This window comes from Pseudophaeobacter sp. 1A09344, from assembly GCF_041008745.1.
GTDB classification, from domain to species: Bacteria; Pseudomonadota; Alphaproteobacteria; order Rhodobacterales; family Rhodobacteraceae; genus Phycobacter; species Phycobacter gallaeciensis_A.
In genome coordinates this window covers 39,712-66,155 of the sequence record NZ_JAXGFS010000004.1, presented here as the reverse complement: position 1 = coordinate 66,155, position 26,444 = coordinate 39,712, and the positions used below count along the sequence as shown (strand labels likewise).

Here is a 26,444-nt window from a genome sequence, read left to right as displayed (position 1 = left end):
ACAGCGTCAGCGAAGATCGGGGCCGGGGCGTGACCCCGGCGGCCCGCCTGCAGGCGGCGATCGAGGTCCTGGATCAGGTGATTGCGGGCGAGGCGGCGGAGAAGTCTTTGACGGGCTGGGCACGGCGCAGTCGCTTTGCCGGCTCCAAGGATCGCGCGGCAGTGCGCGATCACGTCTTCACGGCGCTGCGCTGCTTTCGCTCCCATGCGGTTCTGGGTGGCAGCCTGACGGGCCGGGGCCTGATCCTTGGCGGTCTGCGCGAGGCGGGCGTCGATCCCTCCGATATGTTCACAGGTGAAGGTTACGCCCCTGCGCCGCTCAGCGCCGAAGAACAGGCCGAGCCTGTAGGTTTTTCCAGTCCGGCCGAGGAATTTGATATTCCGGACTGGCTCTGGTCCTCCTTTTCAAGCAGCCTTGGGGACAAGGCCGAGGCCGCAGCGCAGGCACTGCGCCAGCGCGCGCCGGTGCATCTGCGGGTGAATCTTCGCAAGGCCAGCGTCGCGGAGGCCCGCGCCGCACTGGAGGGCGAGGGGATCTCGACCGAGCCCCACGCCGCGTCGCCCACCGCGCTGGAGGTCACCGAAGGTGCGCGCAAACTGCGCAACGCCGCCGCCTATAACAGTGGTCTGGTCGAGCTGCAGGATGCCGCGAGTCAGGCGGTGGTGGATATGCTCCCCTTGCGTGATGGCATGAAGGTGCTGGATTTCTGCGCCGGGGGTGGCGGCAAGAGCCTTGCCATGGCGGCGCGCGCCAAAATCCGGCTGACCGCACATGACATCGATCCCCGCCGAATGAAGGATTTGCCAGATCGTGCATCCCGCGCCGGGGTTCAGATCAGCTGCCAGCCGACCGAGGCGGTCCGCTCTGCGGCGCCCTTTGATCTGGTGCTTTGCGATGCGCCCTGTTCCGGCTCCGGCTCTTGGCGGCGCGCACCCGAAGGCAAATGGCGCCTGACGCCGGAGCGGCTGGACGAGATCCGGGCCATTCAGGCCGAAATTCTGGATGAAGCGGCTGAACTCACTGCGCCAGACGGTGTGCTGGCCTATGCCACCTGCTCCATGCTGGAGGCGGAGAACGGCAATCAGATCCGTGCCTTCCTGTCCCGCAGCCCGGAATGGCAACTGATCGGCGAAAAATCCTGGGGGGTGCAGGATGGCACCGATGGCTTCTTCGCAGCGATGTTGACGCGGTCGAAGGCTGATTGATAAGTATCTGTCAACAAAAGCCGCTGCACCATTAACGTGGCCTTAACCTTGATGGCGGCGTATTGGCGGCATCTTGTCTTTTTTCGGAGCCGTAATGACAGGTCGCCCCACTTCCTCCGTTCCTTCATTGCGGGTGAATACCCCAGAGAATAAACGCCTTTTGATCGTTCTGCTGCTGGCAGGCGCAATGCTGGTGGCGCCTTGGGCGCTTGAGTGGCCTGACCGGGTCGCGCGCGGAATGCTCGCCGTTTCGCTGACTCTGGTGGCGGTGGCGCTTCTGATGGTGCTGCAATCCAGGGTGCGACTGAATGCCCGGGCGATGGCGACGGATCTTCTGACCGGTTTCATCGAAAAGGACGCCACGCCCACCTTCGTTACCGATGTGGACGGCAGCATTCACGCCTGCAACGAGGCCGCCGTGAAGCGGTTTTCCGAAGGCAAACAGGAAACGCTCGCCGGCACATTGCGCTCGGTTCTGGCCAATCCGACAGCAGTACTGTTCCGCCTGCAAAGCCAGGCGGCAAAAAGCGGTGCTGCGCGTGAGGATATCGTTACCCGGCGGGGTCATGTACGTCTCGCGGTGCACCAGATGCAGGGCGGCAGCTTTTTGTGGCGGGTTGAGGATATTGCCGAACGCAGCGGCGGCAGCGGGCGCGGTGCTGAGGCGGTGCCAATCCCGATGATCACCGTGGGCCGGTCCGGCGCGGTTTTGTTCATGAACGAGGCCGCCCGCAAACTGATCGGCGAACGGGTCAAATCCACCGAGCGCCTGTTTACGGCGTTGCCGGTCAATCCCGGCCAACTCAACACCATCATGACCCAATCCGGGCCGGTGGACGTCTTGGTGACCGAGCTGAACCGCACCCAGGGCCGCAGCGAGCTTTACCTGATGGAGGTGGACACCTCCGGGCTCAGCGCTTCCAGCTCCGGGTTCGAAAGCTTGCCCGTGCCCTTCCTGAAAGTTGCGCCCAGCGGCGATATCCTGTCTCTCAACAAGATGGCCCAGCGTCTGCTGGCGGTGGAGCCGCGCGACGATCTGAAACTCGGTCAGCTGATGGAGGGACTGGGGCGCCCGATGTCCGATTGGCTGCGCGATACGGCCGCAGGGCTGGCCTCTAACAAGTCCGAATTCCTGCGGCTATCGCGCCGTGACCGCGAGGTTTTCGTACAGGTGACCCTGACGCGCACCTTCGAAGAGGGCGCGCCGGTTTTGATCGCGGTGCTGAACGACGCGACCGAGCTGAAGACGCTTGAGGCGCAATTCGTGCAAAGCCAGAAAATGCAGGCCATCGGCCAGCTTGCCGGCGGCGTTGCGCATGACTTCAATAACCTGCTGACCGCCATTTCTGGCCATTGTGACCTGCTGCTGCTGCGCCACGATCAGGGCGATCAGGACTATGGTGATCTGATCCAGATTCATGAAAACGCCAACCGGGCGGCCTCCCTTGTCAGTCAGCTTCTGGCGTTTTCGCGCAAGCAGACCCTGCAGCCCGAAATCCTTGACGTGCGCGACACGCTGTCGGACCTGACGCATCTGCTGAATCGTCTGGTCGGGGAGAAGGTGACTCTGACGCTCAGCCATGATCCGGTGATGCGCTCGATCCGGGCGGACAAACGCCAGCTGGAACAGGTGCTGATGAACCTTGTGGTGAACGCCCGCGATGCGATGCCCAATGGCGGTGAAATCCGCGTCGAGACAGAAGCGGTTACGCTGACGGCACCGCTGGAACGCGACCGGGCCAAGGTGCCTGCGGGCGATTGGGTCACCATTCGGGTGTCAGACGAAGGTGTCGGGATCGATCCGGACAAGATGCAGAAGGTGTTCGAACCCTTCTACACCACCAAACGCACCGGCGAGGGCACCGGTCTGGGCCTGTCGACCGCCTATGGCATCATCAAACAGACCGGTGGCTATATCTTCATCGACTCGGTCAAGGATCATGGCACCCGCTTCACCCTGTTTTTCCCGGTGCACAAGCAAGACGCCGTGGAACATGCCCCAGTCGAGGCACCCGTCGAGGAAACCGCCGCGCCGCAGCATGGCGAGGGTGTGGTATTGCTGGTCGAGGATGAGGCGCCGGTGCGCGCCTTTGCATCGCGCGCGCTGCGAATGCGCGGCTATACGGTGCTGGAGGCAGAATCCGCCGAAGACGCGCTGCGCACGCTGGAGGATCCGGGACTGAGCGTCGATGTCTTTGTCACGGACGTTGTGATGCCGGGCATGGATGGCCCCAGCTGGGTACGCGAGGCACTGAAAGAACGCCCCGATACCCGTGTTGTCTTCGTTTCCGGCTATGCAGAAGGCGCCTTCGGCGAAACGGACCCGGATGTGCCGAACTCGGTGTTCCTGCCCAAACCCTTCTCGCTGAGCCAGCTGACCGAAACGGTACACGCCCAACTTCACTGACGCTGCACAGGCGCTGCCTGCTTTCGGCAGCCAGTATTTTTCTGACGAAAGGCGTCGGCGTTAGCCGCCGATGCTGTCGTAGAGGTCGAAATCCGCCGCACGCTTACGCCGCAGGATGGCTTCGACCTTGGGATCCAGTGTCAGCTCCATGGCGGGGCTGACGTTCTGGCGGTCGGTTGCGATCTTCATATCAAGCCGTTGCTCCAGAAAGGCTGTGAGCGCGGGCTGGTCCTCATATCGGAACAGATGCGTCACTGCGCAGCCATTACGCTGTGGCTCCAGAAACTTAGCCTGACTTCCCACATCTGCAAATTTCGGCACATCGCCTTTGCAATAGGCTCGGACGAAATCGTCGAAACTGATCCCTTTGGTAGAATTCGGGGACCCATCCAGAAACGGCCGTTGACGAAACCGGTACCAGCTGCCCAGCCAGCTGATCGGCTCACGCATCACGGCGGCCAGCTCCAGCTCAACACCGCAGACCCGTTCGAACATCGGCCGGAACCAGCGGTTATAGCGGAACACAGGGGCATGTTTCAGCTGCGGCGGATCGGAGACCACGAAATCAGCACGATCCCGCAACGCCGCCTGATAGGCCGTGGTGCCGGTTTTCGGAACCGAAAGAAGAACCAGCCGTTCGTCATAAAATACAAGCATTGCCACGGGGCTCCGAAAGGAAATCAATCTAAGACATACTATCAGATTGCACGTGTCACAATTATTCCATTCAAAGGACAACAAAAGCGCCGCGAGAGCTTTGATGCGGTAGAGTGCAGTGCATTTCGCGTGGTCAGCTGAATACCTCGTGGAGGCCTTCGCTATTGAGGCAATGCTGCAAAGCACCTGATTTTCGGTCTGGAAAGCGGGAAGAGAAGGTAAATTCTCCGCTCTGAAATAGCGCAAAGCGACAACGAACGTTGCGGAAACGCGCCATTTTTGCCCATCATTCAGAATTCGAAGTCTCGCCGAATTCTGGCCATTTTTGTAAAATAGGCAGATGTCGTGGGAAAAGGCAGGTCTTATTAGTGCTCCTTGAAAGTTTGGCAGGTGTGTCCCGTTCTTGCGGGTTTTTCTTATCGGGGGCAGGGGCATGAAACAGCGGCTTCTGGTACTTGGCTGCGGCTTTGTGGCCGACCTTTATATGCGGTCCTTGGCGGTGATGCCGGGGATCGAGATCGCGGGCGTGTTTGATACCGACAAACAACGGCTCAAACACTTCTGCAGCTACTGGAACCTGCCGCTTGCACCAACGTTTGAAGCATTGTTGCAAAGCGCGCCGGGCGCGCTCGTTCTCAACCTGACAAATCCAGGATCCCACTTTGAAACCAGCCGCGCCTGTCTGGGTGCGGGCCACCCAGTATATTCCGAAAAACCCCTGGCGACGACCTTTCCTGAGGCCAAAGAACTGGTGGATCTTGCCATTAGCCGCGGCTTGCAGATCGCTTCGGCCCCTTGCTCGGTCCTGGGGGAAGCGGCGCAAACTCTTGGTCAGGCTCTTCGCAACAATACCGCAGGCACTCCGCGCGCTATCTATGCCGAGCTGGATGACGGTTTCATCACCCAGGCCGAATACCACAAATGGCAGACGGAGAGCGGCGCGCCTTGGCCCTATGAGGATGAATTCCGGGTTGGCTGCACGCTCGAACACGCAGGCTATTACCTGGCCTGGCTGATCAGCTGGTTCGGAGCAGTCCGCACGGTAGTTGCCGCCAGCGCCGAGGCTGTTCCGGGCAAGGAGGGGCACGGACCGCATGCGCCGGATCTGTCGGTGGCGACCCTGTTTTTCGAGAACGGCCCGGTGACGCGACTGACCTGTTCCTTTGTTGCGCCGCACAACCACCAGATCCAGATCGTCGGCGACGCAGGCGTGCTGAGCTGCGATGAAGCCTGGGACAATGATGCGAAAATCCGGTTCGCACGGCGTATCAAACTAAGGCGGCGCCTGATGGAATCGCCGTTGAAGAAACGGATCCGGCTCAAGCAGCCAACCCATCCCAAGGTTAGGAAGTGGGGGGCAGCGGCGATGAATTTCATGCTTGGCCCCGACGAAATGCTATCCGCGCTTGCTGAAGGACGCCCAGGGCGGCTGTCCGGTGATTTCGCCTTGCACCTGACCGAAGTCACGCTGGCTATCCAGAACGCAGGCGAGTTCAGCGGAGCCCAGACCATGACAACCCGCTGCGATGCGATGGAGCCGATGCCATGGGCGCAGTGAACCGTATCCTGATCACCGGCGCGAGCGGCTTTGTCGGCTCCGCTGCCCTGCGCGCCGCCCGCGATCAGGGGATCGAGGTGATCGCGCTATACCGCGGCCTGCCGCACGCCGCGTGGGAGGATGATTTCGGCATCACTGCGGTAAAGCTGGATCTAACCGCAGCAGACGCCACCGAACAGCTGACCCCACTTGTCAGCGAAGCCGGTGCAATCATCCATGCCGCAGCGCATCTGGGTGATGATGCGGCGGCGCACGACCGTGTGACCCTGGGGGGGACGCAAGCGCTGCTTTCTGCTCTGGAAAACTGGTGCGGCACGTTCGTGCTTGTCTCTTCCATTGCGGTCTACGACACGGTGGCGCTTGCCCCCGGTGACGCTCTGGACGAAACCTGCGCTCTCGCAACCGCCCAGAAAGCCCGCGATGCCTATTCTAAGGCAAAGCTCACACAGGAAGCGCTGGTCCAAGAGGCTATGCCCGATGCCTGGCTGATCCGGCCCGGTGCGGTTTGGGGGGCCGGACGAACGTGGAACGCTCTGCTGGGGTTCTGGGCAGCCAAGGTTTTCGTGCAGATCGGCAAGGATGGCGCCTTGCCTTTGGTTCATGTTGATCATCTTGGCGAGACCCTGATCCGGGCAGCGCAGAAGGAACCAAAGGGAACGGTGTCGATCAATGTGGTGGACGATGATCTGCCTGACCGGAGGCGGTTTGTGTCGGTGCACAAAACTCTGACTGGCTGGCCCAAGTTCGTCCTTCCCATTACCTATGACGTTTGGCTGAAGCTGGCGCGCCTGTTGCGGCCGATATCAGCGGGGTTGCCGGGGTTGTTTCAGGAACCGATTATTCGCGCACGGCTGATGCCGCTGCGCTATCCCAACGCGGCCTTGCGGGCCACATTGGGTGGCAAGGATCACGCGCCATTCGAAGAGATGATGGCACAGAGCATCGCAGGTGAGCCATGACATTGCCCAAGCTTGCCTATCTGACCGGAGAATACCCGCGCGCCTCGGATACCTTTATCCAGCGTGAAGTCACGGCGTTGCGGGCGCTGGGTCATGATGTCCTGACCTGCTCGATCCGGACCACGGGGGCCGAGCACCTAGTGGGTCCAGAGCAGCGCCAGGAGCATGCCTTGACCTTCAAGGTGCTTGGCGCCTGTAAAAAGCCCCTGCGCCTGCTGCGCGCGCATCTGCGCTGGATGCGAAATCCCGGCCGTTATATCGCTGCCTTGCGACTGGCCTGGAAAACGGCGCCCCGAGGGGTAAAGGGGCGCCTCTATAACCTGATCTACTTCCTTGAGGCGGGCGTCTTGGCGGATGAGCTGCGCCGACAGGAGGTCGATCATCTGCACAATCACATCGCCACTGCCGCTTGCACTGTGGCAATGCTGGCCTCGGAACTATCGGGCATCCCCTACAGTTTCACGATCCACGGGCCGGACATCTTTTTCAATCCGAACCATTGGCGGATCGATGAAAAGGCCGCGCGGGCGCGGTTTGTTGCCTGCATCAGCGAATTCTGCCGATCACAGCTGATGTGTTTTGCCGATCAATCCCATTGGGCGCGCTTTCATATCATTCATTGCGGCATTGACCCAGGCCGCTACACTTCTGCGCCTCACAAGGGTGCAAACCTGCTCTTCGTCGGGCGGCTCGCGGCGGTCAAGGGTCTGCCAATTCTGCTTGATGCGTTGCGGGACCTCTCTGGCGACTGGAAACTGACGGTGATCGGAGACGGTCCGGATCGCGCCGCGCTTGAGGCGCAGGCACAGGGGCTGAATGTCGATTTTCTTGGCTACCGCTCGCAATCCGAAGTCGCAGAAGCGCTCTCGAACACCGACGTCTTTGTCCTGCCCAGCTTTGCCGAAGGAGTGCCCGTGGTTCTGATGGAGGCAATGGCCTCGGCTGTGCCGGTTGTTGCAACAAGGATTGCAGGAATACCAGAACTGGTGGATCACGCCACCAGCGGGCTGCTGGTACCGCCCGGCGATCCGCAAGAGCTGCGCGCGGCCCTGGACCATATGTTGGCGGACAGCAAGGCCCGGCAGGACATGGGGCTGGCGGGTCGTGCAAAGGTGTCCGACGATTTCAACATACATACCGAAGCCGCCCGCCTGTCCCGCCTGTTTACCAGCTATTCAGGCGGCAGCACCGTTCTGGAGAAGCGTCCATGACGCCGGTCGATATCGTTCTCATTGGGCGCAACGAGGGCGCGCGTCTGATTGCCTGCCTCGACTCGGTCCAGGGGCAGGCTCGGCACATTGTCTATGTGGACAGCGGCTCAGACGATGACAGCCTTCACGAGGCCCGCAAGCGCAACGCCAAAGTGGTGGAGTTGGATATGTCGATCCCCTTCACCGCGGCGCGTGCGCGAAACGCGGGGTTTGACGCGCTGGAGGATCCCGAGCTTGTCCTGTTCATCGATGGCGACTGTGTTCTGGCTTCCGGATTCGTAGAGGCCGCGCGCGATTATCTGAACGATCATCCAGAGGTCGGCATGGTAACCGGCTGGCGCTCCGAGATCCATCCGGAGGCCAGCCCCTATAACCTTCTCTGTGATTGGGAATGGCATCGTCCGCCGGGCGAAATCATGGCCTGCGGCGGCGATATGATGGTTCGTGCTGCGCTATGGCAGGCCGTGGGCGGTATGAACCCGCAGGTGATCGCTGCCGAAGACGATGAGATCTGCTGCCGTTTTCGCAAATCCGGCCATACCCTCTGGCGCATACCCAGTGGCATGACACGTCATGATGCGGACATGCTGCGTTTTGGTCAGTGGTGGACGCGAGCGGTGCGCACCGGCCACGGCTTTGCGCAGGTGCATCATCTTCATCCTGACTATTTCACCACAGAATGCAGGCGCGCCTATGTTTACGCCCTTGCGCTACCGCTCTTCGCACTCGCTGTGGCTGTGGTGTGGTGGCCGTTCAGCCTGCCCATTCTGGGGGTCTATGCGCTCAATTGGGCACGCTCAACGGCGGGATTGCGCCGGGATGGCATTCCGCTCACCAAGGCAAGATACCTTGGCTTTCTACTGAGCCTATCAAAATTTCCGAACCTGATCGGCATGGTGCAATTTCACCTGCGCCGCCTAACCGGGCGCGACATGCGCATCATCGAGTACAAGTAAAGGAACATTCCATGGCGAGCGAAACCCGCATAGGCCTGATTGGCGCCGGATATATTGCCACCTGGCATGCGGACGCCCTCAAGGCGACGCCGAATGTGCGGATCGCGGCGGTCTGCGATGTCAATGAAACCGCGGCCAAAGGGTTCGCAGGACGATATGGTGCGCAGGCCTTTACCTCTGTCGATAATCTGATCGCTTCTGGTAGCTGCGACGCCGTGCATATCCTGACCCCGCCGCATCTGCACCGGGCGCTGGCCATCAAGTGCCTTGAAGGCGGGCTCGATGTGTTGGTTGAAAAACCGGTTGCTGAATCAGCGGCCGAGACCCGCGAGATCGAGGCGGCAGCCACCAAAGCAGGCAAGCGGTTTTGCGCCGGGCACAACTTTCTGGGTCTTCCCTCCTATCAAAAGATGAAAAAGGACATGCGCGCTGGGGCCTACGGACGGGTGTCTGGCTGTGACATCAGCTGGGCGTTGCCGCTCGCACCGCTCCGCTCTGGGCCTTATAATCTTTGGCTTTTGCGCGAGCCAAAGAACCTCCTGCTTGAACTAGGGCCGCATCTTTTTGCCTTTGCGCATGATCTTTTTGGTCCTGTCGAGGTGCTCCATGCCCAGGCGGAATGGCCCGTCGGCCTGCCTGGAGAGGATATGCGCCCGCAGGGATTCCGGATCCTCGCGCGGGCTGGCGCGGTGCAGATCACCTTTACCCTTGCCATGGTCGAAACCACCGACAACCGAAGCGTGACGCTGCGCGGATCCAGCGCGCGGGCGCGGCTGGACTATGCGCAGGACGTGCTTGTTGTTGAGCGGGAAAACACATCGGACTTGGTGGCCAACCCGCTGCGTAGACAGCTGGACCTGTCCCGCCAGCACCTGTGGCAGGGGATAGGGAACGCGGCGGTTCAGACTGCGTCCCTCAATACCAAAAACCCATACGGGCGCAGCTTTCGTGGCATGAATGCGGCCCTTTATGCAGCGGGTCCCGGCGCGGCGCATGCAAAGCCTTATGCTGGCGAAACCGCGATTGAGGTCATGCAGGCGATCGACGATGCTATCGCTCTATTGCCCGAAAAGGTTTTGCGCGCCGCCGCACCTGCCGTTCAAACCAGAAAACCAAAGCCAAGCGTCATGGTGATCGGCGGAACCGGTTTCATCGGCCGGGCACTGACACGGCGCCTTGTCGCCGACGACCGCGATGTGCGGGTCCTGTCGCGCAGCCGCTCTGGCCCGTTTCCTGATCTTCCCGACCAGGTGGAAACCGTGAGCGCCTCGCTACACGATCTGGAGGCATTGACCGCAGCAATGCAGGGGATCGAGGTGGTGTTCAATTTAGCAAAGGCGCTTGAAACCACATGGGAGGATTGCCTGATCAACGACGTGGGGGTTGCGACACGCATCGCCGAAGCCTGCCAAATGGCAGGTGTAAAACGGTTGATCTACACTGGCACCATCGCAAGTTATGACATGTCGAACCCTGCACTGACCATCACCGAAGAGACGGGATTTGCAGAGGATCTGACCGACCGCAATCTCTATGCGCGGTCCAAGGCAGAATGCGAAAAGCAGCTGATGAAGCTCCACCGCGAGCGCGGGCTGCCTGTAACAATTGCCCGTCCCGGAATCGTCGTCGGGCCCGGCGGACCGCTGCAGCACTGGGGGATCGGTCGATGGCACGGTGCCGGGGCGGTTCGCATTTGGGGGCACGGGCGCAATATCCTGCCCTTCGTCCTGAACGAAGATATTGCAGATGGACTTGTCCGGATGATGGATGCCCCGGTCGAAGGGCAGAGTTTCAATCTCATCGGTGAGCCGATGCTTTCCGCGCGTGACTATTTTGACGCCATCGAGACCGCACTCGGCGCCAGAATCCGCGTGAACTCCGGCAACCTGTATGCATTCTACGCGTCGGATGCGGTCAAATATGCGCTCAAGAAATATGCTCTGCGCCGGTCCGGCGTAATCCGACCCAGCCTCGCAGATTGGAAAAGCCGAGCACATTATTCGCCATTCAGCAATGAAAAGCCAAAACAGGTACTCGGCTGGAAACCGGAAACCGACCGTGCGGTGTTCGTTGAGAACGCCATAGCCAATGCGAACTTGTTTGGGTTTTGATCCGAGGGGAAGGGCCCTCAGTTTCCCCCCCCCTTGCCTGAAGTCAGAATTATTTAGAAGCTCCCTGCAGTCTGTCCGCATCGTTTTAAAGACTGAATCTGATCCTTTGCCTTTGCCTGTGCCTGAGGGGGGCGGTTCTGGTGCGCGGGACGGGCGCTTCCCTTTGCCAACTTCGTCTGGCCAAGGACAGCCCCAGCGCTAGACACAGCGGTTCCTGTGCCGGTCTTCTACGCCTTCTCGGAAGTTTTACTTGCAATGTTCCCGTTTTGATCTCATAAGGAACAAGAGGCGAACAAAGCAAGTGATTGCCGCAACCCCACGGGTATGACACATAGAAGGGGATTAGGGATTATGGCGGATCTGTTGACCATGAAAAACAAAGAGAGCGGTGACAAGCAAAAGGCGCTGGACAGCGCGCTTGCCCAGATTGAGCGGCAGTTCGGCAAGGGCTCGATCATGAAGCTGGGCGACGGCAAGGCGATCCAGGAGATCGAAGCCAGTTCGACCGGGTCTCTGGGGCTGGATATCGCGCTGGGGATCGGCGGCCTGCCGATGGGCCGGATTGTTGAGATTTACGGCCCGGAAAGCTCCGGTAAAACGACACTGACGCTGCATTGCGTGGCCGAACAGCAGAAAAAGGGCGGCGTCTGCGCCTTTGTCGATGCGGAACACGCGCTGGATCCGCAATACGCGGCCAAGCTGGGCGTCGATCTGGACGAACTGCTGATTTCGCAACCCGATACCGGCGAACAGGCGCTGGAGATTACTGATACGCTGGTGCGGTCTGGTGCGGTCAACATGGTGATCGTGGATTCAGTGGCGGCACTGACACCCAAATCCGAACTTGAAGGCGACATGGGTGATTCCAGTGTTGGCGTGCAGGCCCGTCTGATGAGCCAGGCCATGCGCAAGCTGACCGGGTCCATCAGCCGCTCCAAATGCATGGTGATCTTCATCAACCAGATCCGCATGAAGATTGGCGTGATGTTCGGCTCGCCCGAAACGACAACTGGCGGTAACGCGCTGAAATTCTACTCTTCGGTCCGCCTTGATATCCGCCGCATCGGCTCGATCAAGGATCGGGATGAGGTTGTCGGCAACGCAACCCGCGTCAAGGTCGTCAAGAACAAGGTGGCGCCGCCCTTCAAACAGGTGGAATTCGACATCATGTATGGCGAAGGCATCTCCAAGATGGGTGAATTGCTCGATCTGGGTGTGGCCGCCGGTGTGGTCAACAAATCCGGCGCATGGTTCTCTTACGGAGATGAGCGGATCGGGCAGGGCCGTGAAAACGCGAAACAGTTCCTGCGGGAACATGCGGAAATCGCCTATGATATCGAAGACAAGATCCGCGCGGCACATGGGCTCGACTTTGACCGCCCCGACGGCGGCGGTGACGATGACATTCTGGAGGCCTGAGGCCGACCGGATGTGATCCGATCCAATATGAAATGGGGCGCAACGCAGGTTGCGCCCTTTTTCGTTTCGGCGGGCAGTGGACAGGGCTGCGCTCTGGGGCTAAACCTGCCTGAAACCCTGACAAAGCCCGAAAAGGGATCCCGCATATGGCGACGCTGAACGACATCCGCTCCACCTTCCTGAACTACTTTGCCAAGCAAGGCCACGAAATCGTGGAATCCGGTCCGCTTGTGCCCCGCAACGATCCCACCCTGATGTTCACCAACTCGGGCATGGTCCAGTTCAAGAACCTTTTTACCGGGGTCGAGCATCGTGATTACAAACGTGCCACCACCGCGCAGAAATGTGTGCGCGCGGGCGGCAAGCACAACGATCTCGACAACGTCGGCTATACCGCGCGCCACCACACGTTCTTTGAAATGCTGGGCAACTTCTCCTTTGGGGACTACTTCAAGAAAGAGGCGATCCCCTTTGCCTGGGAGTTGATCACCAAGGAATTCGGTATCGACAAGAGCCGTCTGCTGACCACCGTCTATCATACCGACGACGAAGCCTTTGAAATCTGGAAAAAGGTCGGCGTGCCCGAGGACCGGATCATCCGCATCGATACGTCGGACAACTTCTGGCAAATGGGGCCGACCGGGCCCTGCGGTCCGTGTACCGAGATCTTCTACGATCACGGTGATCACATCTGGGGCGGCCCTCCGGGCAGCGCTGATGAAGATGGCGACCGTTTCATCGAGATCTGGAACGTCGTTTTCATGCAGAACGAACAGTTCGAAGACGGCTCGATGAAGGCGCTGGACATGCAGTCCATCGACACCGGCATGGGGCTTGAGCGTATCGGTGCGCTGCTGCAGGGTAGCCATGACAACTATGACACCGACTTGTTCAAGGCGCTGATCGAAGCCTCGGCCGATGTCACCAACGTTGATCCTTATGGCGATCAGAACGTGCACCACCGGGTGATCGCGGACCACCTGCGCTCCACCTCTTTCCTGATTGCTGATGGCGTGATGCCTTCCAACGATGGGCGCGGCTATGTGCTGCGCCGCATCATGCGCCGCGCCATGCGCCACGCGCACCTGCTGGGCGCCAAGGATCCGGTGATGCACCAACTGGTTCCGGCCCTGGTGCAGCAGATGGGCGCCGCCTATCCTGAACTGGGCCGCGCGCAGGCACTGATCCAGGAAACGCTGCACCTGGAGGAAAACCGTTTCAAACAGACGCTGGACCGCGGTCTGAAGCTGCTGGATGATGAACTGTCCGGACTGGACGAGGACGCACCCCTGCCGGGTGAGGCTGCTTTCAAGCTTTATGATACCTATGGCTTCCCGCTGGACCTGACACAGGACGCCCTGCGCGAAAAGGGGCGTGAAGTCGACACCGACGGCTTCGATACTGCCATGGCGGCGCAAAAGGCCAAGGCGCGTGCCGCATGGTCCGGCTCGGGCGAAAGTGCCGACAGCACCCTATGGTTCGATATTGCCGATGAACATGGCGCCACCGATTTCCTCGGCTATGAAACCGAAAGCGCCGAAGGCCAGATCCAGGCCATCGTCAAGGATGGCGAGATCGTGCGTGAGGCGGGTAAGGGCGACAGCGTTCAGCTTATCCTGAACCAGACGCCGTTCTATGCCGAATCCGGTGGTCAGGTCGGAGACAGCGGTGAAATCCGTCTCGAAGGTGGCGCCCTGCGCGTCACGGACACCAAGAAAGCTGCCGATGTCTTTATCCACTTCTGCGAAGTGACCGATGGGATCGTGACGGTCAATGCACCCGCGCAACTGGTAGTGGATCACACCCGCCGCAGCGCCATTCGTGCCAATCACTCCGCCACGCACCTGCTGCACGAGGCCCTGCGGGAGGCGCTTGGCGATCACGTGGCACAGCGCGGCTCGCTCAACGCTGAGGATCGTCTGCGCTTTGACTTCAGCCACGGGAAGGCGCTGAGCGCCGAGGAGCTGACCCAGGTTTCAAAAGACGTGAACACCTATATTCGCCAGAACACCCCGGTGGAGACCCGGATCATGACGCCGGATGATGCTCGTGCCCTGGGCGCGCAGGCGCTGTTTGGTGAGAAATACGGCGACGAGGTTCGTGTCGTCTCCATGGGGCGCGCAGCAACCGGCAAGGGTCACGACAAACAGACCTATTCCATCGAACTCTGCGGCGGGACACATGTGAAGCAGACCGGTGATATCGGTTCCTTCGTCATCCTTGGCGACAGCGCATCCTCGGCTGGCGTGCGACGCATCGAGGCGCTGACCGGCGCTGCAGCCTCTGAATATCTGGAGGCCGAGGCGGGCCGGATGGCGGATGTGGCAGCGATGCTCAAGGCACAGCCTTCCGATGTCATCGACCGCATCAAGGCGCTGATGGACGAGCGCAAGGCGCTGCAGAACGAGGTGTCGCAGCTGAAGCAGCAAGTCGCTATGGGCGGCGGTGCGTCCGGTGGTGTCGAGACCAAAGAGATCGGCGGCAAGACCTTCCTCGGTCAGGCGCTGGAAGGCGTGTCGGGTAAGGATCTGCGCGGGCTCATTGATGCGCATAAACAGAAACTCGGCTCTGGTGTGATCCTGCTGATCGCCGACGACGACGGTAAGGTCGCAGTCGCGGCCGGGGTTACTGATGATCTGATTGGTCAGGTGTCCGCGGTAGATGTGCTGAAGGCTGCTGTGCCTGCTGTTGGCGGTAAGGGCGGCGGTGGCCGTCCCGATATGGCGCAGGGCGGCGGCAAGGATTTTGCCGGGGCCGAAGCGGCCATCGCGGCTGCAGAACAACTTTTGGAGGGATAATCATGGGCGCACTCTGGATTGCTCACGTCACGGTCACCGATGTGGAGGCCTATGGCAAATACGCTGAGCTGGCCGGCCCGGCGATTGCGAAACACGGCGGCAGCTTCATCGCCCGCGGCGGTAAGTTCGTGCAGCTGGAAGGCAAGGAACGCCCGCGGAACGTGGTGGCGAAATTTCCAAGCGTCGAGGCCGCCGTCGACTGCTACAACAGCCCCGAATACCAGGAGGCGCTGAGCCACGCGCGCGACGCCTCTGAGCGTGAACTGATGGTGGTGGAAACCTCTGAATAATTGCGGTTTTCCGCGACCTGCCCGAAAAGGGCAGGGTGAGACAAAAAAGGAGCGCAGGCCATCCCGCGCTCCTTTTCTTTTGCCGGGATGCCACCAGTGATCAATAGGGATCGCGGGGCCGTCTATCGTCCGTCAGGCTCGAGGTGTGGCAGGTCACCAGAAGCTCGATCGCATCGGCCAGATGCTCTTCCTGAATGTTGTAATCTCCGCGGGCGACGCGGATCTTGTGGGCTTCGATCATTACATCCGCATGGGTGCAGCCGGTGGGCGGTTCAAACCTGTAGCAAGCCAGTTCGATCATCAACCCCAGCGGATCCTTGAAATAGATCGAATCCATGAAGCCGCGGTCCTTCGCGCCGGAATGGCCGATGCCGCGGTCCTTCAGCCGTTTTTCAACTTGGGAGAACATTGCCCTGCTGACGTTGAACGCGATATGATGCACGCAGCCGGGTTCCGTTGGGGTACGGCGGCGGTCAGGCGTGCGGGTTTCATTGGTGAAGACGGTAATCAGCCGCCCGTCACCGGGATCGAAATAGAGGTGGCCTTCGTCCGGATTGTCCAGATTGGGCTGATCAAAGACGAAGGGCATGCCCAAGAGGCCTTCCCAGAAATCGATCGATGTCTGCCTGTCGGCGCCAGTCAGCGTGATGTGATGGACGCCCTGTACCTGAATTTTCTGCATTCGGGTCCTCCTGTAATTTTGGCGGACCCTATCATGAATGTGCCATAGAAAAAGGCCGCCCCGGGGGGCGGCCTCGTAAATGTGATCAGCCGTTAGACTTGGCCACCCGCTTGCGTTCATGCGGATCCAGATAGCGCTTGCGCAGGCGTACGTTGTTTGGCGTGACTTCGACCAGCTCGTCGTCATTGATATAGGCAATTGCCTCTTCCAGCGACAGCGTCATCGGGGTGGTAAGGCGCACTGCCTCATCCGTGCCAGAGGCGCGCACGTTGGTCAGTTTCTTGCCTTTCAGCGGGTTCACTTCCAGGTCGTTGTCACGGGAGTGTTCGCCAATGATCATGCCAGTATAGACGTCGGCCTGGGCGCCGATCATCATCTTGCCGCGCTCTTCGAGGTTCCACAGGGCGTAGGCAACCGACTGGCCGTTCTCCATGGAGATCAGCACACCTGCACGACGGCCGGGAATGGGGCCTTTGTGAGGGGTCCAGCCGTGGAACACGCGGTTCAGAACACCGGTGCCGCGGGTGTCGGTCAGGAATTCACCGTGATAACCGATCAGACCACGCGAAGGCACATGAGCGATGATCCGGGTCTTGCCAGCGCCTGCGGGCTTCATCTCGACGAGCTCACCTTTGCGGGCGCCAGTCAGTTTTTCGATCACCGCGCCGGAGTATTCGTCATCAACGTCGATGGTAGCCTCTTCGACGGGCTCCATCTTGACGCCGTTCTCTTCGCGCATGATCACCTGCGGGCGGGAGATCGACAGTTCGAACCCTTCACGGCGCATGTTTTCGATCAGAACGCCCATCTGCAGTTCGCCGCGGCCCGAAACTTCGAAAGCCTCGCCGCCGGGGGTGTCAGCGATCTTGATCGCGACGTTGGATTCGGCCTCTTTCATCAGGCGGTCACGGATAACGCGCGATTGGACCTTCTTGCCATCGCGACCCGCCAGCGGGCTGTCGTTGATGCCGAAGGTCACGGTGATGGTGGGTGGGTCGATGGGCTGGGCATCCAGGGGTTCGTCCACGGCCAGGGCGCAGATTGTATCGGCCACGGTCGCCTTGGCCATGCCGGCGATGGAGACGATGTCGCCCGCCTGGGCTTCTTCGATGTCCTGTTGAGCCAGACCGCGGAAGGCCTGGATACGGGTCACGCGGAACTGTTCGATCTTCTGGCCCATGCGGGTCAGCGCCTGAACGGTGGCCCCAACTTTCAGAGTGCCGGATTCGACACGGCCTGTCAGAAGGCGGCCCACAAAGGGGTCGCTGCCCAGCGTGGTGGCCAGCATGCGGAAATCTTCATCCTGACGCTTGATCTGTGCAGGCTCGGGCACGTGGTTGACGATCAGGTTGAACAGCGCGTGCAGGTCCTTGCGGGGACCGTCCAGCTCTGCATCGGCCCAGCCATTGCGGCCCGAGGCGTACATATGCGGGAAGTCGAGCTGGTCTTCATTCGCGTCAAGCGAGGCGAAGAGATCGAAACATTCGTCCAGTGCGCGGTCCGGCTCGGCGTCGGGCTTGTCCACCTTGTTCAGCACTACGATCGGACGCAGGCCAAGCGCAAGCGCCTTGGAGGTCACAAACTTGGTCTGCGGCATCGGGCCTTCGGCGGCATCGACCAGCAGCACAACACCATCCACCATGGACAGGATCCGCTCGACCTCACCGCCGAAGTCGGCGTGACCGGGGGTGTCGACGATGTTGATCCGTGTGCCTTTCCATTCGACCGAAGTCGGTTTGGCAAAAATGGTAATGCCCCGCTCGCGCTCCAGATCGTTGCTGTCCATGGCGCGTTCCGCCACAGCCTGGTTTTCGCGAAAGGCGCCGGATTGTTTCAGCAGCTCGTCAACCAGGGTGGTTTTCCCGTGGTCCACGTGTGCAATGATCGCAATGTTGCGCAGGTCCATGACGTCAGCCTTTGTAAGGAAGTTGCGCCGCGCATAGCCCGATACCGGCCCGAAGGCCAGAGAAAATCCGCAAACACGGCGCAAAGGCCGCTGCGACGCAGCGATTTGGGCGCCGGGGCGCCTGTGTCAGTGGCCAGAAGACCCTGAAAACAGATGAATGACAAGGATTCCCGCCAAGATCATCGCCATGCCGAGCACGGCCGGAAGGTCCAGTTTCTGGCCAAAGACCACAAGACCGATCACCGCGATCAACACGATGCCGAGCCCGGACCAGATGGCATAGACGATCCCCACCGGCATTACCTTTAGGGTCAGGCCCAGCATGTAGAAGGAAAACCCGTAGGCGACCAGAACGATCAGGGAGGGCACCAAGCGGCTGAACTGCTGGCTGGCCTGCAGGGCGGTGGTGCCAATGGTTTCGGCGGCAACGGCGACGATCAGGTAGATGTAGTGAACGGGCATCGCGGCCTCCGAAGTTTCCAGGAGAGATGTGGTGTCTTCCGGGTATCGCAAGCCGCTGCGTTGGAACAGCCCCGAAAACCGTGCCGCGCGAAAATTCCGGATCCTGGCCTTGCCAAATTTATCTGAAGGGCTGCGGGAAAAGCCCGTTTCTACGGGGCGCGCGATTGTGGAGGATCGTTAAAACAGCTTTCAATTTTCTAACCAAATGGCAACGAGTTTTGGATAGAGAGAAGTTCGGAAGGAAATCTGATGAAGCATTTTCTGGTCGGCATGGCGGCTTGTATCGTTGTTGCATTGTCGCCGTTGCTGGTTCTGGCTTCGAACAAAAACCTGAGCCCGGGCACGCCGATCCTTGTGGTGTCGGCGCCATGGGGGCCGGATGCACCCGACGTGATCGCCGGGTCCGGTTTGCAGGAGATTTCCCCCGAACGTGCGCCGTTTGGTGCGCTAACAGTGCTTGAGGATCTGGCGGACGCCAGACGGTTAAAAGAGAACGGCGCTTGGTTTGTGGTCGATGGAACGGTGATCGCCCAGATCTGCGCAGAGTGAGTAAAGGGGCTGCTCGAGTATGGGCAAGGTTACACAAGGCGATGGGCTGGATATGTCCACCGTCACAAACTCATCTGACAAACAGTTTCAGCGTCTGGCCACTCTGGTCCTGCTGCCTACTCCGGCCCTGGTGGCCTATTTCGTTGATGGTGCGGTGCCGTGGTGGCTGATGGCCAGCTTGAGCGGTGCGTTGGGCCTGTTGACCTGGCTGTCAAAAGGATTCTCCGATAGCTTTCGCGATTATGTCATCGCCTTCTGCTATATCGGTCACAGCATTCTGTTCACGACCTCCTTTACCGGTCATGCTTGGCAGATCGACAGTCATATGCTGTTCTTCGCCTCGCTCGCCGTGGTGTCGACCCTCTACAGTCCCGGCGCGGTAATCTTTGCCACCGTGCTTGTGGCGGTTCATCACCTTGCCTTCAGCCTGATGCTGCCCTCCTTGGTGTTCCCGGGCGGCTCGGTCCTTGCCAGCATCGAACGCACGGTGATGCACGCCGTGATCCTGCTGCTGGAGGCCGGTATTCTGCTGATGAGCATCTATCAGCGTCAGGCGGCCCGTAGGGCGCTCGAAGAGCAGCAACAGGCGCTGCAGGAAGAGGCAGCCAAGGCTGAGGAGGCAGAAGAGGAAGCCCTGCGCAGCAAGAGGGATTCAGAAAATGTTGTGATGATTTTCGACGAAAGCCTGAAAACTATGGCGGCAGGAAACCTCAGCGGTCGTATCACCGGTGATTTCCCGCATGAGTACGAATCCATGCGCGACGCCTTCAATGAACTGGCGGAAAGCCTGAACTCGGGCATTGGCACCGCAATGACGATATCCGGCGATTTCCGCAACGATGCGCATTCCGTTTCTGAGGCGGTGCAAAGCCTGTCGGCCCGGACGGAGTCGCAGGCGGCAACCCTGACCGAAACCACGGCGGCTCTTCAGGAGCTGAGCGAGTCCGTGAAGAAAAGCGCGGCTGATTCCGGCAAGGCAGCCGAGAATGCACGCACGGCCTATCGTGGCGCGGTGGAAAACGGCGATCTGATGTCGGCAGCCGTGGATGCCATGGGAAACATCGAACAGTCCTCCAACGAGATTTCGACGATCATCAATGTGATCGAGGATATTTCCTTCCAGACTAACCTTTTGGCGTTAAATGCGGGCGTCGAGGCCGCCCGCGCTGGAGAAAGTGGCCGAGGCTTTGCTGTTGTGGCGGCCGAAGTCCGGGCACTGGCGCAGCGCACCGCCGATGCTGCAAACGAGGTGAAGTCGCTGATTGGAACCAGCGCCAAGCAGGTCAAGGAAGGATCGGAACTGGTCAACAAGGCTGGCGACGCCCTTCAGGATATCGTCGCGCGGGTTTCCGAAACCAATAAGCTGATTGAGGCAATCTCCGGCACATCAACCGATCAGGCTTCTGCCCTGTCCGAAATGGCTTCGGCGCTTAGCACGCTGGACGGGGCGACCCAAACCAATGCCGCCATGGTTGAGGAAATGACCGCCATGAGCATGAGCATGGACAGCAAGGCGCGTGAGCTGGCCGGAACGCTGTCGCGTTTTGAGCTTGATGATCAGCAGTCAGGTAGGGGTGGAGCAGGGGGGCTGCGTCTGGTGAGCTGACGCAACCCTGCCCAGCAATCTGGGTATTCCGTCCATCGCATTGGCTGGGCGGATTTAAGTAAATGAATTGAAACGGGGGCGGTGGTGGTCACTGTCCTCGTTTCCGTTTGGTCTGATTATGTCTGTGGGGCCCGTCCGGAGGGGAGGTGTTTAGACCCGGCCGGCGGCTTCAAACCAGGGCAATAACTGAGCGCGCACATGGGTCCAGACCTCTGGCGCCCCCCTGGCCACTTTTACCCCGACGCGCTCTTCCAGCTGGCTGAGGCTGACATCGTATTCCACCCAGCTGCCGCCACCGTTCAAGAGGTTCAGAAAGATCGGCTGAACCCGGTCGATGGATTTGGCGTAGATAGCATCCGGACTCTCAGCGGCTTCAAACTCGGTCCAGAGCCCGTGAAAGGCGCTGCCTTGCGGATGCGGCAGAAGGTGGAACAGGCGCTCTGCGGCGGCGGCTTCCTTGGCCTCAAGCGCGGCCAGCGCCGCAGGGTCCTGGGTGCCGTGTATTGGAGTGTCCCCGGCGTCGATTTCCACAAGATCATGCAGCAACAGCATCTGCACGATGCGGCCCACATCCACGTCGTGGGCACTGTGCTCGGCCAGGATCCAGCCATAGAGCATGATATGCCAGCTGTGTTCGGCAGAGTTTTCCCGGCGCGATCCATCTCCGAGTTTGGAGGCGCGCAGAACCAGTTTCAGCGCGTCGGCCTGATTGAGGAATTCCAGCCTCTGGGTCAGTGTCGCGCAACTCGCTACGCTGCCCTGACCCAAAAGGTTCATCGCGTGATGGTAGGCCTTGGGGAATTGCGTCTCCAGCGCTGCGGCGCGTCCGGTGGACAGGTTTTCCCGGACCACATCAAAATGGAACTCCGGCGCATCCGCGCAGTGCAGGGTCTGAAAGATCGGCTGACAATGGTCCAGATGCTTGGCGAACCGTGCATCAAGACTTTCGCCTGTCTCAAATTCGCGCCAAAGGTCGAACAACTCTGCGCCCTGATCCTCTGGCAGCAAGCCAAACAGTCGCTGGGCCGCTGCCAGTTCAGAAACCGCCACGGCCTCCCAGTCGACGTCATCGGTGATCGGATGATCGCCCGCGTCGATTTCCACCAGATCATGCAGCAACAGCATCCGGATGACCCGGTCGATGTTCACATCCGGGTCTGCCAACGGGGCGAGCGCCAGCGCATAAAGCGCCAGGTGCCAGCTGTGTTCGGCGGAGTTTTCCGCGCGAGACCCGTCAAGAATGAGGTTTTGCCGTTCGATCCGGCGTAGCTTCTCTGCTTCGAGGAGAAAGTCGAACTGTCGTTGGAGGCGCATCGTCACGACGCGCCGTCCGTCTTGTTCAGATGCGCTTCAGCTTCGGCCTGCAGGGCTGCGATTTTCTGGTTCAGAAAATCGCGGGCTTTGCGCTCGGCAAGGCGCACGCGGATCTCGGTCAGAAAGGCCTCTTCCAGAGATTGGGACGCCGCGCCCAGAACCTGTCCGACTTCGACATAAAGCCGGTCCTGGCCGATGGCGTCCTGTATCTTCAGCGTATCGATGGCCAGCTTTTGGGCCAGCGTCTCGATCGTGCTCATCAGCGCGTGTTCTCTGTCAGGCGGCGTTTGACGTAGTCGTTCACGTTGGTCATCAACGTGTCCATGTGCTGATCCTGGAAGAAGTGATCCGCGCCTTCGACCTCGGTATGGGTAATGGTGATACCTTTCTGCTCGTGCAGCTTGTTCACGAGGTTCACCGTGTCTGCGGGCGGCGCCACGCGGTCGGCGGTGCCGTTGATGATCAGACCCGAGGACGGGCATGGCGCCAAGAAGGAGAAGTCATACATATTGGCAGGCGGAGCTACCGAGATGAAGCCAGTGATCTCCGGGCGGCGCATCAGCAACTGCATGCCGATCCAGGCCCCGAAGGAGAAGCCGGCAACCCAGCAATGCTTGGAGTTGTTGTTCATCGACTGCAGGTAATCCAGCGCCGATGCCGCATCGGACAACTCACCGACGCCTTGGTCGTATTCACCCTGCGACCGGCCAACACCCCGGAAATTGAAGCGCAGCACGGTGAAGCCCATGTTGTAGAAGGCATAGTGCAGGTTATAGACAACCTTGTTGTTCATCGTGCCGCCAAACTGAGGGTGCGGATGCAGGATGATCGCGATCGGTGCGTCTTTTTCTTTTTGGGGGTGATAGCGGCCTTCCAGGCGGCCTTCGGGTCCGGGGAAAATGACCTCAGGCATGGGCAGTACGTTCCTACTCTTGGTATTTCCTTGAATGCCGGACCGGGAAACTTGACGAATTCGGTAAGGCACCTTAGAACTGTTCTAATTGCTGCGGGGGTCTTGGACCTGCGCTGTCAAGATCAGATATGCGTTGATGCGGTTAAGGTCAATGTTTTCGGCATTTACGCGGCTGTTTGGAGTGTCTGGACGATGAAACTATCCACCAAGGGGCGCTATGCCATGGTTGCCCTTGCTGATATTGCCCTGCAACCGGAAGGCACCCTTGTCGTGCTTGGCGATATCTCCAAGCGTCAGGATATTTCGCTGCCCTATCTGGAGCAGCTGTTTGTGAAACTGCGCCGGGCCGATCTGGTGGCTTCGGTACGTGGGCCGGGCGGCGGCTATCGTCTGGCGAAACCGGCGTCGGAAATCCGGGTGGTGGATGTGCTGTCGGCCGTCGATGAAACCGTTGATGCGATGCACAAGGGGGCAGGTGCCTCCGGCGCGGCCTCTGGATCGCGGGCGCAGTCTTTGACCAACCGTCTGTGGCAAAGTCTTAGCGCGCAGGTCTATGTGTTCCTGCACCAGACGCGCCTTTCGGATGTCATCGAAAACGAGTTGGCGCCGTGCCCGGCGGTTCCGAACCTTTTTGCGGTGGTCGACGCCGAGGCCGATTGACCCCAGTTCCCGCTAGAGGCAGGGACGGTCCAAGTGCCCTCAGATTGGAAAACATGAGTCTATGAAACGCGTTTATCTGGATCACAATGCCACCACGCCCGTGCGGGCAGAGGCGCGCGATGCGATGATTGCGGCGATGGACCTGTGCGGCAACCCGTCGTCAGTGCATGCCGAAGGGCGTGCCGCGAAATCCCTGATCGAACGCAGCCGCGCGCAAATCGCGGAGGCCTTTGGCGCAGACGGGGCCGATATTGTCTTTACCTCCAGCGCCACCGAGAGCGCGGCGCTGGCTTTGTCTGGGCGGGGTCTGCACGGTGCCCCTGTTGAACACGATGCTGTAAGGGCCTGGACTAACGAGGATCTTTCGGTGTCCCAGCAGGGTATCGTCGAGGTGCCCGACCCGGCGGGCTCGACGTTGCAGTTGGCCAATTCGGAAACCGGCGTGGTGCAGAACCTGCCGCAGGGTCTGGCGGTGACGGATGCGACCCAGGCCTTTGGCAAGCTGCCGGTGGCCTTTAACTGGCTCGGCGCCCAGATGGCGCTGATTTCGGCGCATAAACTGGGCGGCCCCAAGGGCTGCGGTGCGCTGGTGCTGAAGCGCGGCACCGATCTGGCGGCGCAGATCAAGGGCGGCGGGCAGGAAATGGGCCGTCGCTCGGGCACCGAGAACGTGATCGGCATCGCCGGTTTTGCGGCTGCTACCACGGCGGCGGCCCGGGATCTGGCCGATGGGTGCTGGGATCGCGTCGCCGAACTTAGAAATATTCTAGAAAATGCCCTTGCGGTCGACGCCCCGGAAACTATTTTTGTCGGGAAAGAGTCGCCCCGCCTGCCCAACACCACTTGTTTCGCCACCCCGGGCTGGAAAGGCGAAACGCAGGTCATGCAAATGGACCTCGCCGGTTTCGCCATTAGCGCGGGCAGTGCCTGCTCCAGCGGCAAGGTCCGGGCAAGCGCGGTTCTGACTGCGATGGGATACGATGAGATAACCGCCCAGGGTGCCGTTCGGGTTTCGCTCGGGCTGGAGACAACAGAAGAAGATGTGCTGCGCTTTGCCGAAGCGTGGCTGAAGAAACAAAAGAAACATCGCGCCCGCGCGGCGTGAGTGCAGGAGATGATCATGGCCGCTTTGGACCAGACGCAAGTCAAGGAAGGTGTAGACCAGGAAACCGTGGATGCGGTGGCCGAGGTCAGCACGTATAAATACGGCTGGGAGACCGATATCGAGATGGAATACGCCCCCAAGGGCGTGAACCCCGATATCGTGCGCCTGATCTCTGAAAAGAACGAAGAACCGGAATGGATGACCGAATGGCGTCTGTCCGCCTTTGAACGCTGGAAGCAGATGGATGAGCCGGACTGGGCGATGGTCAGCTACCCGGAAATCGATTTCCAGGATCAGTATTACTACGCCCGTCCGAAATCGATGGAAGTGAAGCCGAAGTCACTGGATGAGGTCGACCCCAAGCTTCTTGCTACCTACGAAAAGCTTGGTATCCCCCTGAAAGAACAGATGATTCTGGCAGGCGTCGAAGGCGCTGAGGATGCGCCTGCCGAAGGCCGCAAGGTCGCTGTGGACGCGGTGTTCGACTCCGTTTCCGTCGGCACCACCTTCCAGAAGGAGCTTGAAGAGGCAGGTGTCATCTTCTGTTCGATCTCCGAAGCGATCAAGAACCACCCCGAGTTGGTGAAGAAATACCTCGGCTCGGTCGTGCCGGTGTCCGACAACTTCTACGCCACGCTGAACTCGGCCGTGTTCTCGGATGGCTCCTTTGTTTACGTGCCGCCGGGCGTGCGCTGCCCGATGGAGCTCTCCACCTATTTCCGCATCAACGCGGAAAACACCGGCCAGTTCGAGCGGACTCTGATCATCGCGGACAAGGGTTCTTACGTTTCTTACCTCGAAGGCTGCACCGCGCCGCAGCGTGACGTGGCCCAGCTGCACGCAGCCGTGGTCGAGATCATCATCGAAGAAGACGCCGAGGTGAAATACTCCACCGTTCAGAACTGGTATCCCGGTGACGAAAACGGCAAGGGCGGCATCTACAACTTTGTCACCAAACGCGCCGATTGCCGCGGTGACCGAGCCAAGGTGATGTGGACCCAGGTGGAAACCGGCTCTGCCGTGACCTGGAAATACCCGTCCTGCATCCTGCGCGGCGACGACAGCCAGGGTGAGTTCTACTCGATCGCCATCGCCAACAACATGCAGCAGGCCGATACCGGCACCAAGATGGTGCACCTGGGCAAGCGCACAAAATCGCGCATCGTTTCCAAGGGGATTTCGGCCGGCAAGGCGCAGAACACCTATCGTGGTCTGGTCTCTATGCACCCTAAAGCCAAGGAAAGCCGCAACTACACCCAGTGTGACAGCTTGCTGATCGGCGACAAGTGCGGCGCCCACACGGTTCCCTACATCGAGGTAAAGAACAATTCCTCGCGGGTGGAGCATGAGGCGACCACATCCAAGGTGGACGATGAGCAGCTGTTCTACTGCCGCCAGCGTGGCATGGACGAAGAAGAGGCGGTCGCCCTGGTGGTGAATGGCTTCTGCAAGGACGTGCTGCAGGCCCTGCCGATGGAATTCGCCATGGAAGCACAGCAGCTGGTTGCGATCAGCCTTGAAGGTTCGGTGGGCTGATACCGATGCGGCGGACGCCTGATCAAAACCTCTCCAAACCGGCCCGGGGCGCGTGGGATCACCACCGTCTCCACCGGCAGGGAACCGGCAGCGCAGCGGTGCTGCTGGCCGGGTTTTGCACAGGCGCCGTTGTAGGCGGC

The 26,444-nt window shown here is 60.2% G+C and carries 22 protein-coding genes; 15 read left to right on the top strand and 7 right to left on the bottom strand.

Annotation, left to right across the window (positions count from 1 at the left end; translation table 11 throughout):
• Positions 1–29 precede the first annotated feature (29 nt).
• The gene (locus SM765_RS08250; RefSeq protein ID WP_274837106.1) at positions 30–1,205 is read left to right on the top strand and encodes an RsmB/NOP family class I SAM-dependent RNA methyltransferase; all 1,176 of its coding nucleotides are present in this window, start codon (positions 30–32) and stop codon (positions 1,203–1,205) included.
• Positions 1,206–1,299: 94 nt separating this feature from the next.
• On the top strand, positions 1,300–3,612 hold the full coding sequence (locus tag SM765_RS08245; protein ID WP_274829284.1) for a hybrid sensor histidine kinase/response regulator: 2,313 nt from the start codon (positions 1,300–1,302) through the stop codon (positions 3,610–3,612).
• Positions 3,613–3,672: 60 nt separating this feature from the next.
• On the opposite strand, the gene SM765_RS08240 is transcribed toward SM765_RS08245, so the two are convergent.
• Positions 3,673–4,269, bottom strand: a complete 597-nt coding sequence (locus tag SM765_RS08240; RefSeq protein WP_274837105.1) for a gamma-glutamyl kinase — start codon at positions 4,267–4,269, stop codon at positions 3,673–3,675.
• Positions 4,270–4,702: 433 nt separating this feature from the next.
• On the opposite strand from SM765_RS08240, the gene SM765_RS08235 reads away from it, so the two are divergent.
• The 8 genes from SM765_RS08235 (at position 4,703) to SM765_RS08200 (ending at position 15,571) form a co-directional block, all read left to right on the top strand.
• Positions 4,703–5,827 (top strand): Gfo/Idh/MocA family protein, encoded by a 1,125-nt coding sequence (locus SM765_RS08235; protein WP_082995959.1) that lies wholly within the window; start codon positions 4,703–4,705, stop codon positions 5,825–5,827.
• Positions 5,815–6,786 carry an NAD-dependent epimerase/dehydratase family protein gene (locus tag SM765_RS08230; RefSeq protein WP_274837104.1) on the top strand — a complete coding sequence of 324 codons (972 nt, stop codon included), beginning with the start codon at positions 5,815–5,817 and terminating at the stop codon, positions 6,784–6,786. The genes SM765_RS08235 and SM765_RS08230 overlap by 13 nt, the downstream gene beginning before the upstream one ends.
• On the top strand, positions 6,783–7,997 hold the full coding sequence (locus SM765_RS08225; protein ID WP_274837103.1) for a glycosyltransferase family 4 protein: 1,215 nt from the start codon (positions 6,783–6,785) through the stop codon (positions 7,995–7,997). The genes SM765_RS08230 and SM765_RS08225 overlap by 4 nt, the downstream gene beginning before the upstream one ends.
• Positions 7,994–8,953, top strand: a complete 960-nt coding sequence (locus SM765_RS08220; protein WP_274837102.1) for a glycosyltransferase family 2 protein — start codon at positions 7,994–7,996, stop codon at positions 8,951–8,953. The genes SM765_RS08225 and SM765_RS08220 overlap by 4 nt, the downstream gene beginning before the upstream one ends.
• 11 nt (positions 8,954–8,964) lie before the next feature.
• Positions 8,965–11,064, top strand: a complete 2,100-nt coding sequence (locus SM765_RS08215) for an NAD-dependent epimerase/dehydratase family protein (protein WP_274837101.1) — start codon at positions 8,965–8,967, stop codon at positions 11,062–11,064.
• Between the two features lie 351 nt (positions 11,065–11,415).
• Positions 11,416–12,483, top strand: coding sequence for a recombinase RecA (recA, locus tag SM765_RS08210; RefSeq protein WP_065270335.1), 1,068 nt, complete (start codon positions 11,416–11,418; stop codon positions 12,481–12,483).
• A 146-nt stretch (positions 12,484–12,629) separates the two neighbouring features.
• Positions 12,630–15,281 (top strand): alanine--tRNA ligase, encoded by a 2,652-nt coding sequence (alaS, locus tag SM765_RS08205; protein WP_274837100.1) that lies wholly within the window; start codon positions 12,630–12,632, stop codon positions 15,279–15,281.
• A gap of 2 nt (positions 15,282–15,283) precedes the next feature.
• Positions 15,284–15,571 carry a DUF1330 domain-containing protein gene (locus SM765_RS08200; RefSeq protein ID WP_274837099.1) on the top strand — a complete coding sequence of 96 codons (288 nt, stop codon included), beginning with the start codon at positions 15,284–15,286 and terminating at the stop codon, positions 15,569–15,571.
• 100 nt (positions 15,572–15,671) lie between these two features.
• Here the strand turns inward: SM765_RS08200 and SM765_RS08195 are convergent, their stop codons facing one another.
• The 3 genes from SM765_RS08195 to SM765_RS08185 all read right to left on the bottom strand — a co-directional run bounded on the left by SM765_RS08195 (position 15,672) and on the right by SM765_RS08185 (position 18,621).
• The gene (locus tag SM765_RS08195; protein WP_065270332.1) at positions 15,672–16,253 is read right to left on the bottom strand and encodes a VOC family protein; all 582 of its coding nucleotides are present in this window, start codon (positions 16,251–16,253) and stop codon (positions 15,672–15,674) included.
• A gap of 85 nt (positions 16,254–16,338) precedes the next feature.
• A complete protein-coding gene (gene typA, locus SM765_RS08190; RefSeq protein ID WP_274837098.1) occupies positions 16,339–18,159 on the bottom strand; it encodes a translational GTPase TypA in 1,821 nt (606 codons plus the stop codon).
• A 126-nt stretch (positions 18,160–18,285) separates the two neighbouring features.
• Positions 18,286–18,621 carry a DMT family transporter gene (locus SM765_RS08185; RefSeq protein ID WP_274833646.1) on the bottom strand — a complete coding sequence of 112 codons (336 nt, stop codon included), beginning with the start codon at positions 18,619–18,621 and terminating at the stop codon, positions 18,286–18,288.
• A gap of 249 nt (positions 18,622–18,870) precedes the next feature.
• Here SM765_RS08185 and SM765_RS08180 point away from each other — a divergent pair, with 249 nt between their 5' ends.
• Both SM765_RS08180 and SM765_RS08175 read left to right on the top strand, forming a co-directional pair.
• Positions 18,871–19,170: a hypothetical protein gene (locus tag SM765_RS08180; RefSeq protein WP_274834185.1), complete on the top strand. Its 300-nt coding sequence runs from the start codon at positions 18,871–18,873 to the stop codon at positions 19,168–19,170.
• 19 nt (positions 19,171–19,189) lie between these two features.
• Positions 19,190–20,776 (top strand): methyl-accepting chemotaxis protein, encoded by a 1,587-nt coding sequence (locus SM765_RS08175; protein WP_274834183.1) that lies wholly within the window; start codon positions 19,190–19,192, stop codon positions 20,774–20,776.
• A 150-nt stretch (positions 20,777–20,926) separates the two neighbouring features.
• On the opposite strand, the gene SM765_RS08170 is transcribed toward SM765_RS08175, so the two are convergent.
• The 3 genes from SM765_RS08170 to SM765_RS08160 are packed head-to-tail and all read right to left on the bottom strand — an operon-like array spanning position 20,927 to position 23,003.
• A complete protein-coding gene (locus SM765_RS08170; protein WP_368981485.1) occupies positions 20,927–22,096 on the bottom strand; it encodes an HD domain-containing protein in 1,170 nt (389 codons plus the stop codon).
• Positions 22,093–22,350: a hypothetical protein gene (locus SM765_RS08165; protein WP_274837096.1), complete on the bottom strand. Its 258-nt coding sequence runs from the start codon at positions 22,348–22,350 to the stop codon at positions 22,093–22,095. The genes SM765_RS08170 and SM765_RS08165 overlap by 4 nt, the downstream gene beginning before the upstream one ends.
• A complete protein-coding gene (locus SM765_RS08160) occupies positions 22,350–23,003 on the bottom strand; it encodes an alpha/beta hydrolase (RefSeq protein ID WP_065270326.1) in 654 nt (217 codons plus the stop codon). Before SM765_RS08160 ends, SM765_RS08165 begins: the two co-directional genes overlap by 1 nt.
• Positions 23,004–23,195: 192 nt before the next feature.
• Between SM765_RS08160 and iscR the strand changes: the two genes are divergently transcribed.
• The 3 genes from iscR to sufB all read left to right on the top strand — a co-directional run bounded on the left by iscR (position 23,196) and on the right by sufB (position 26,304).
• Positions 23,196–23,663: a Fe-S cluster assembly transcriptional regulator IscR gene (gene iscR / locus SM765_RS08155; RefSeq protein ID WP_065270325.1), complete on the top strand. Its 468-nt coding sequence runs from the start codon at positions 23,196–23,198 to the stop codon at positions 23,661–23,663.
• A gap of 61 nt (positions 23,664–23,724) precedes the next feature.
• Entirely contained in the window at positions 23,725–24,768 is a 1,044-nt protein-coding gene (locus SM765_RS08150; RefSeq protein WP_368981484.1) for a cysteine desulfurase family protein, read from the top strand.
• A 15-nt stretch (positions 24,769–24,783) separates the two neighbouring features.
• Entirely contained in the window at positions 24,784–26,304 is a 1,521-nt protein-coding gene (gene sufB, locus SM765_RS08145; RefSeq protein WP_065273461.1) for a Fe-S cluster assembly protein SufB, read from the top strand.
• The last annotated feature ends 140 nt before the right edge of the window (positions 26,305–26,444 follow it).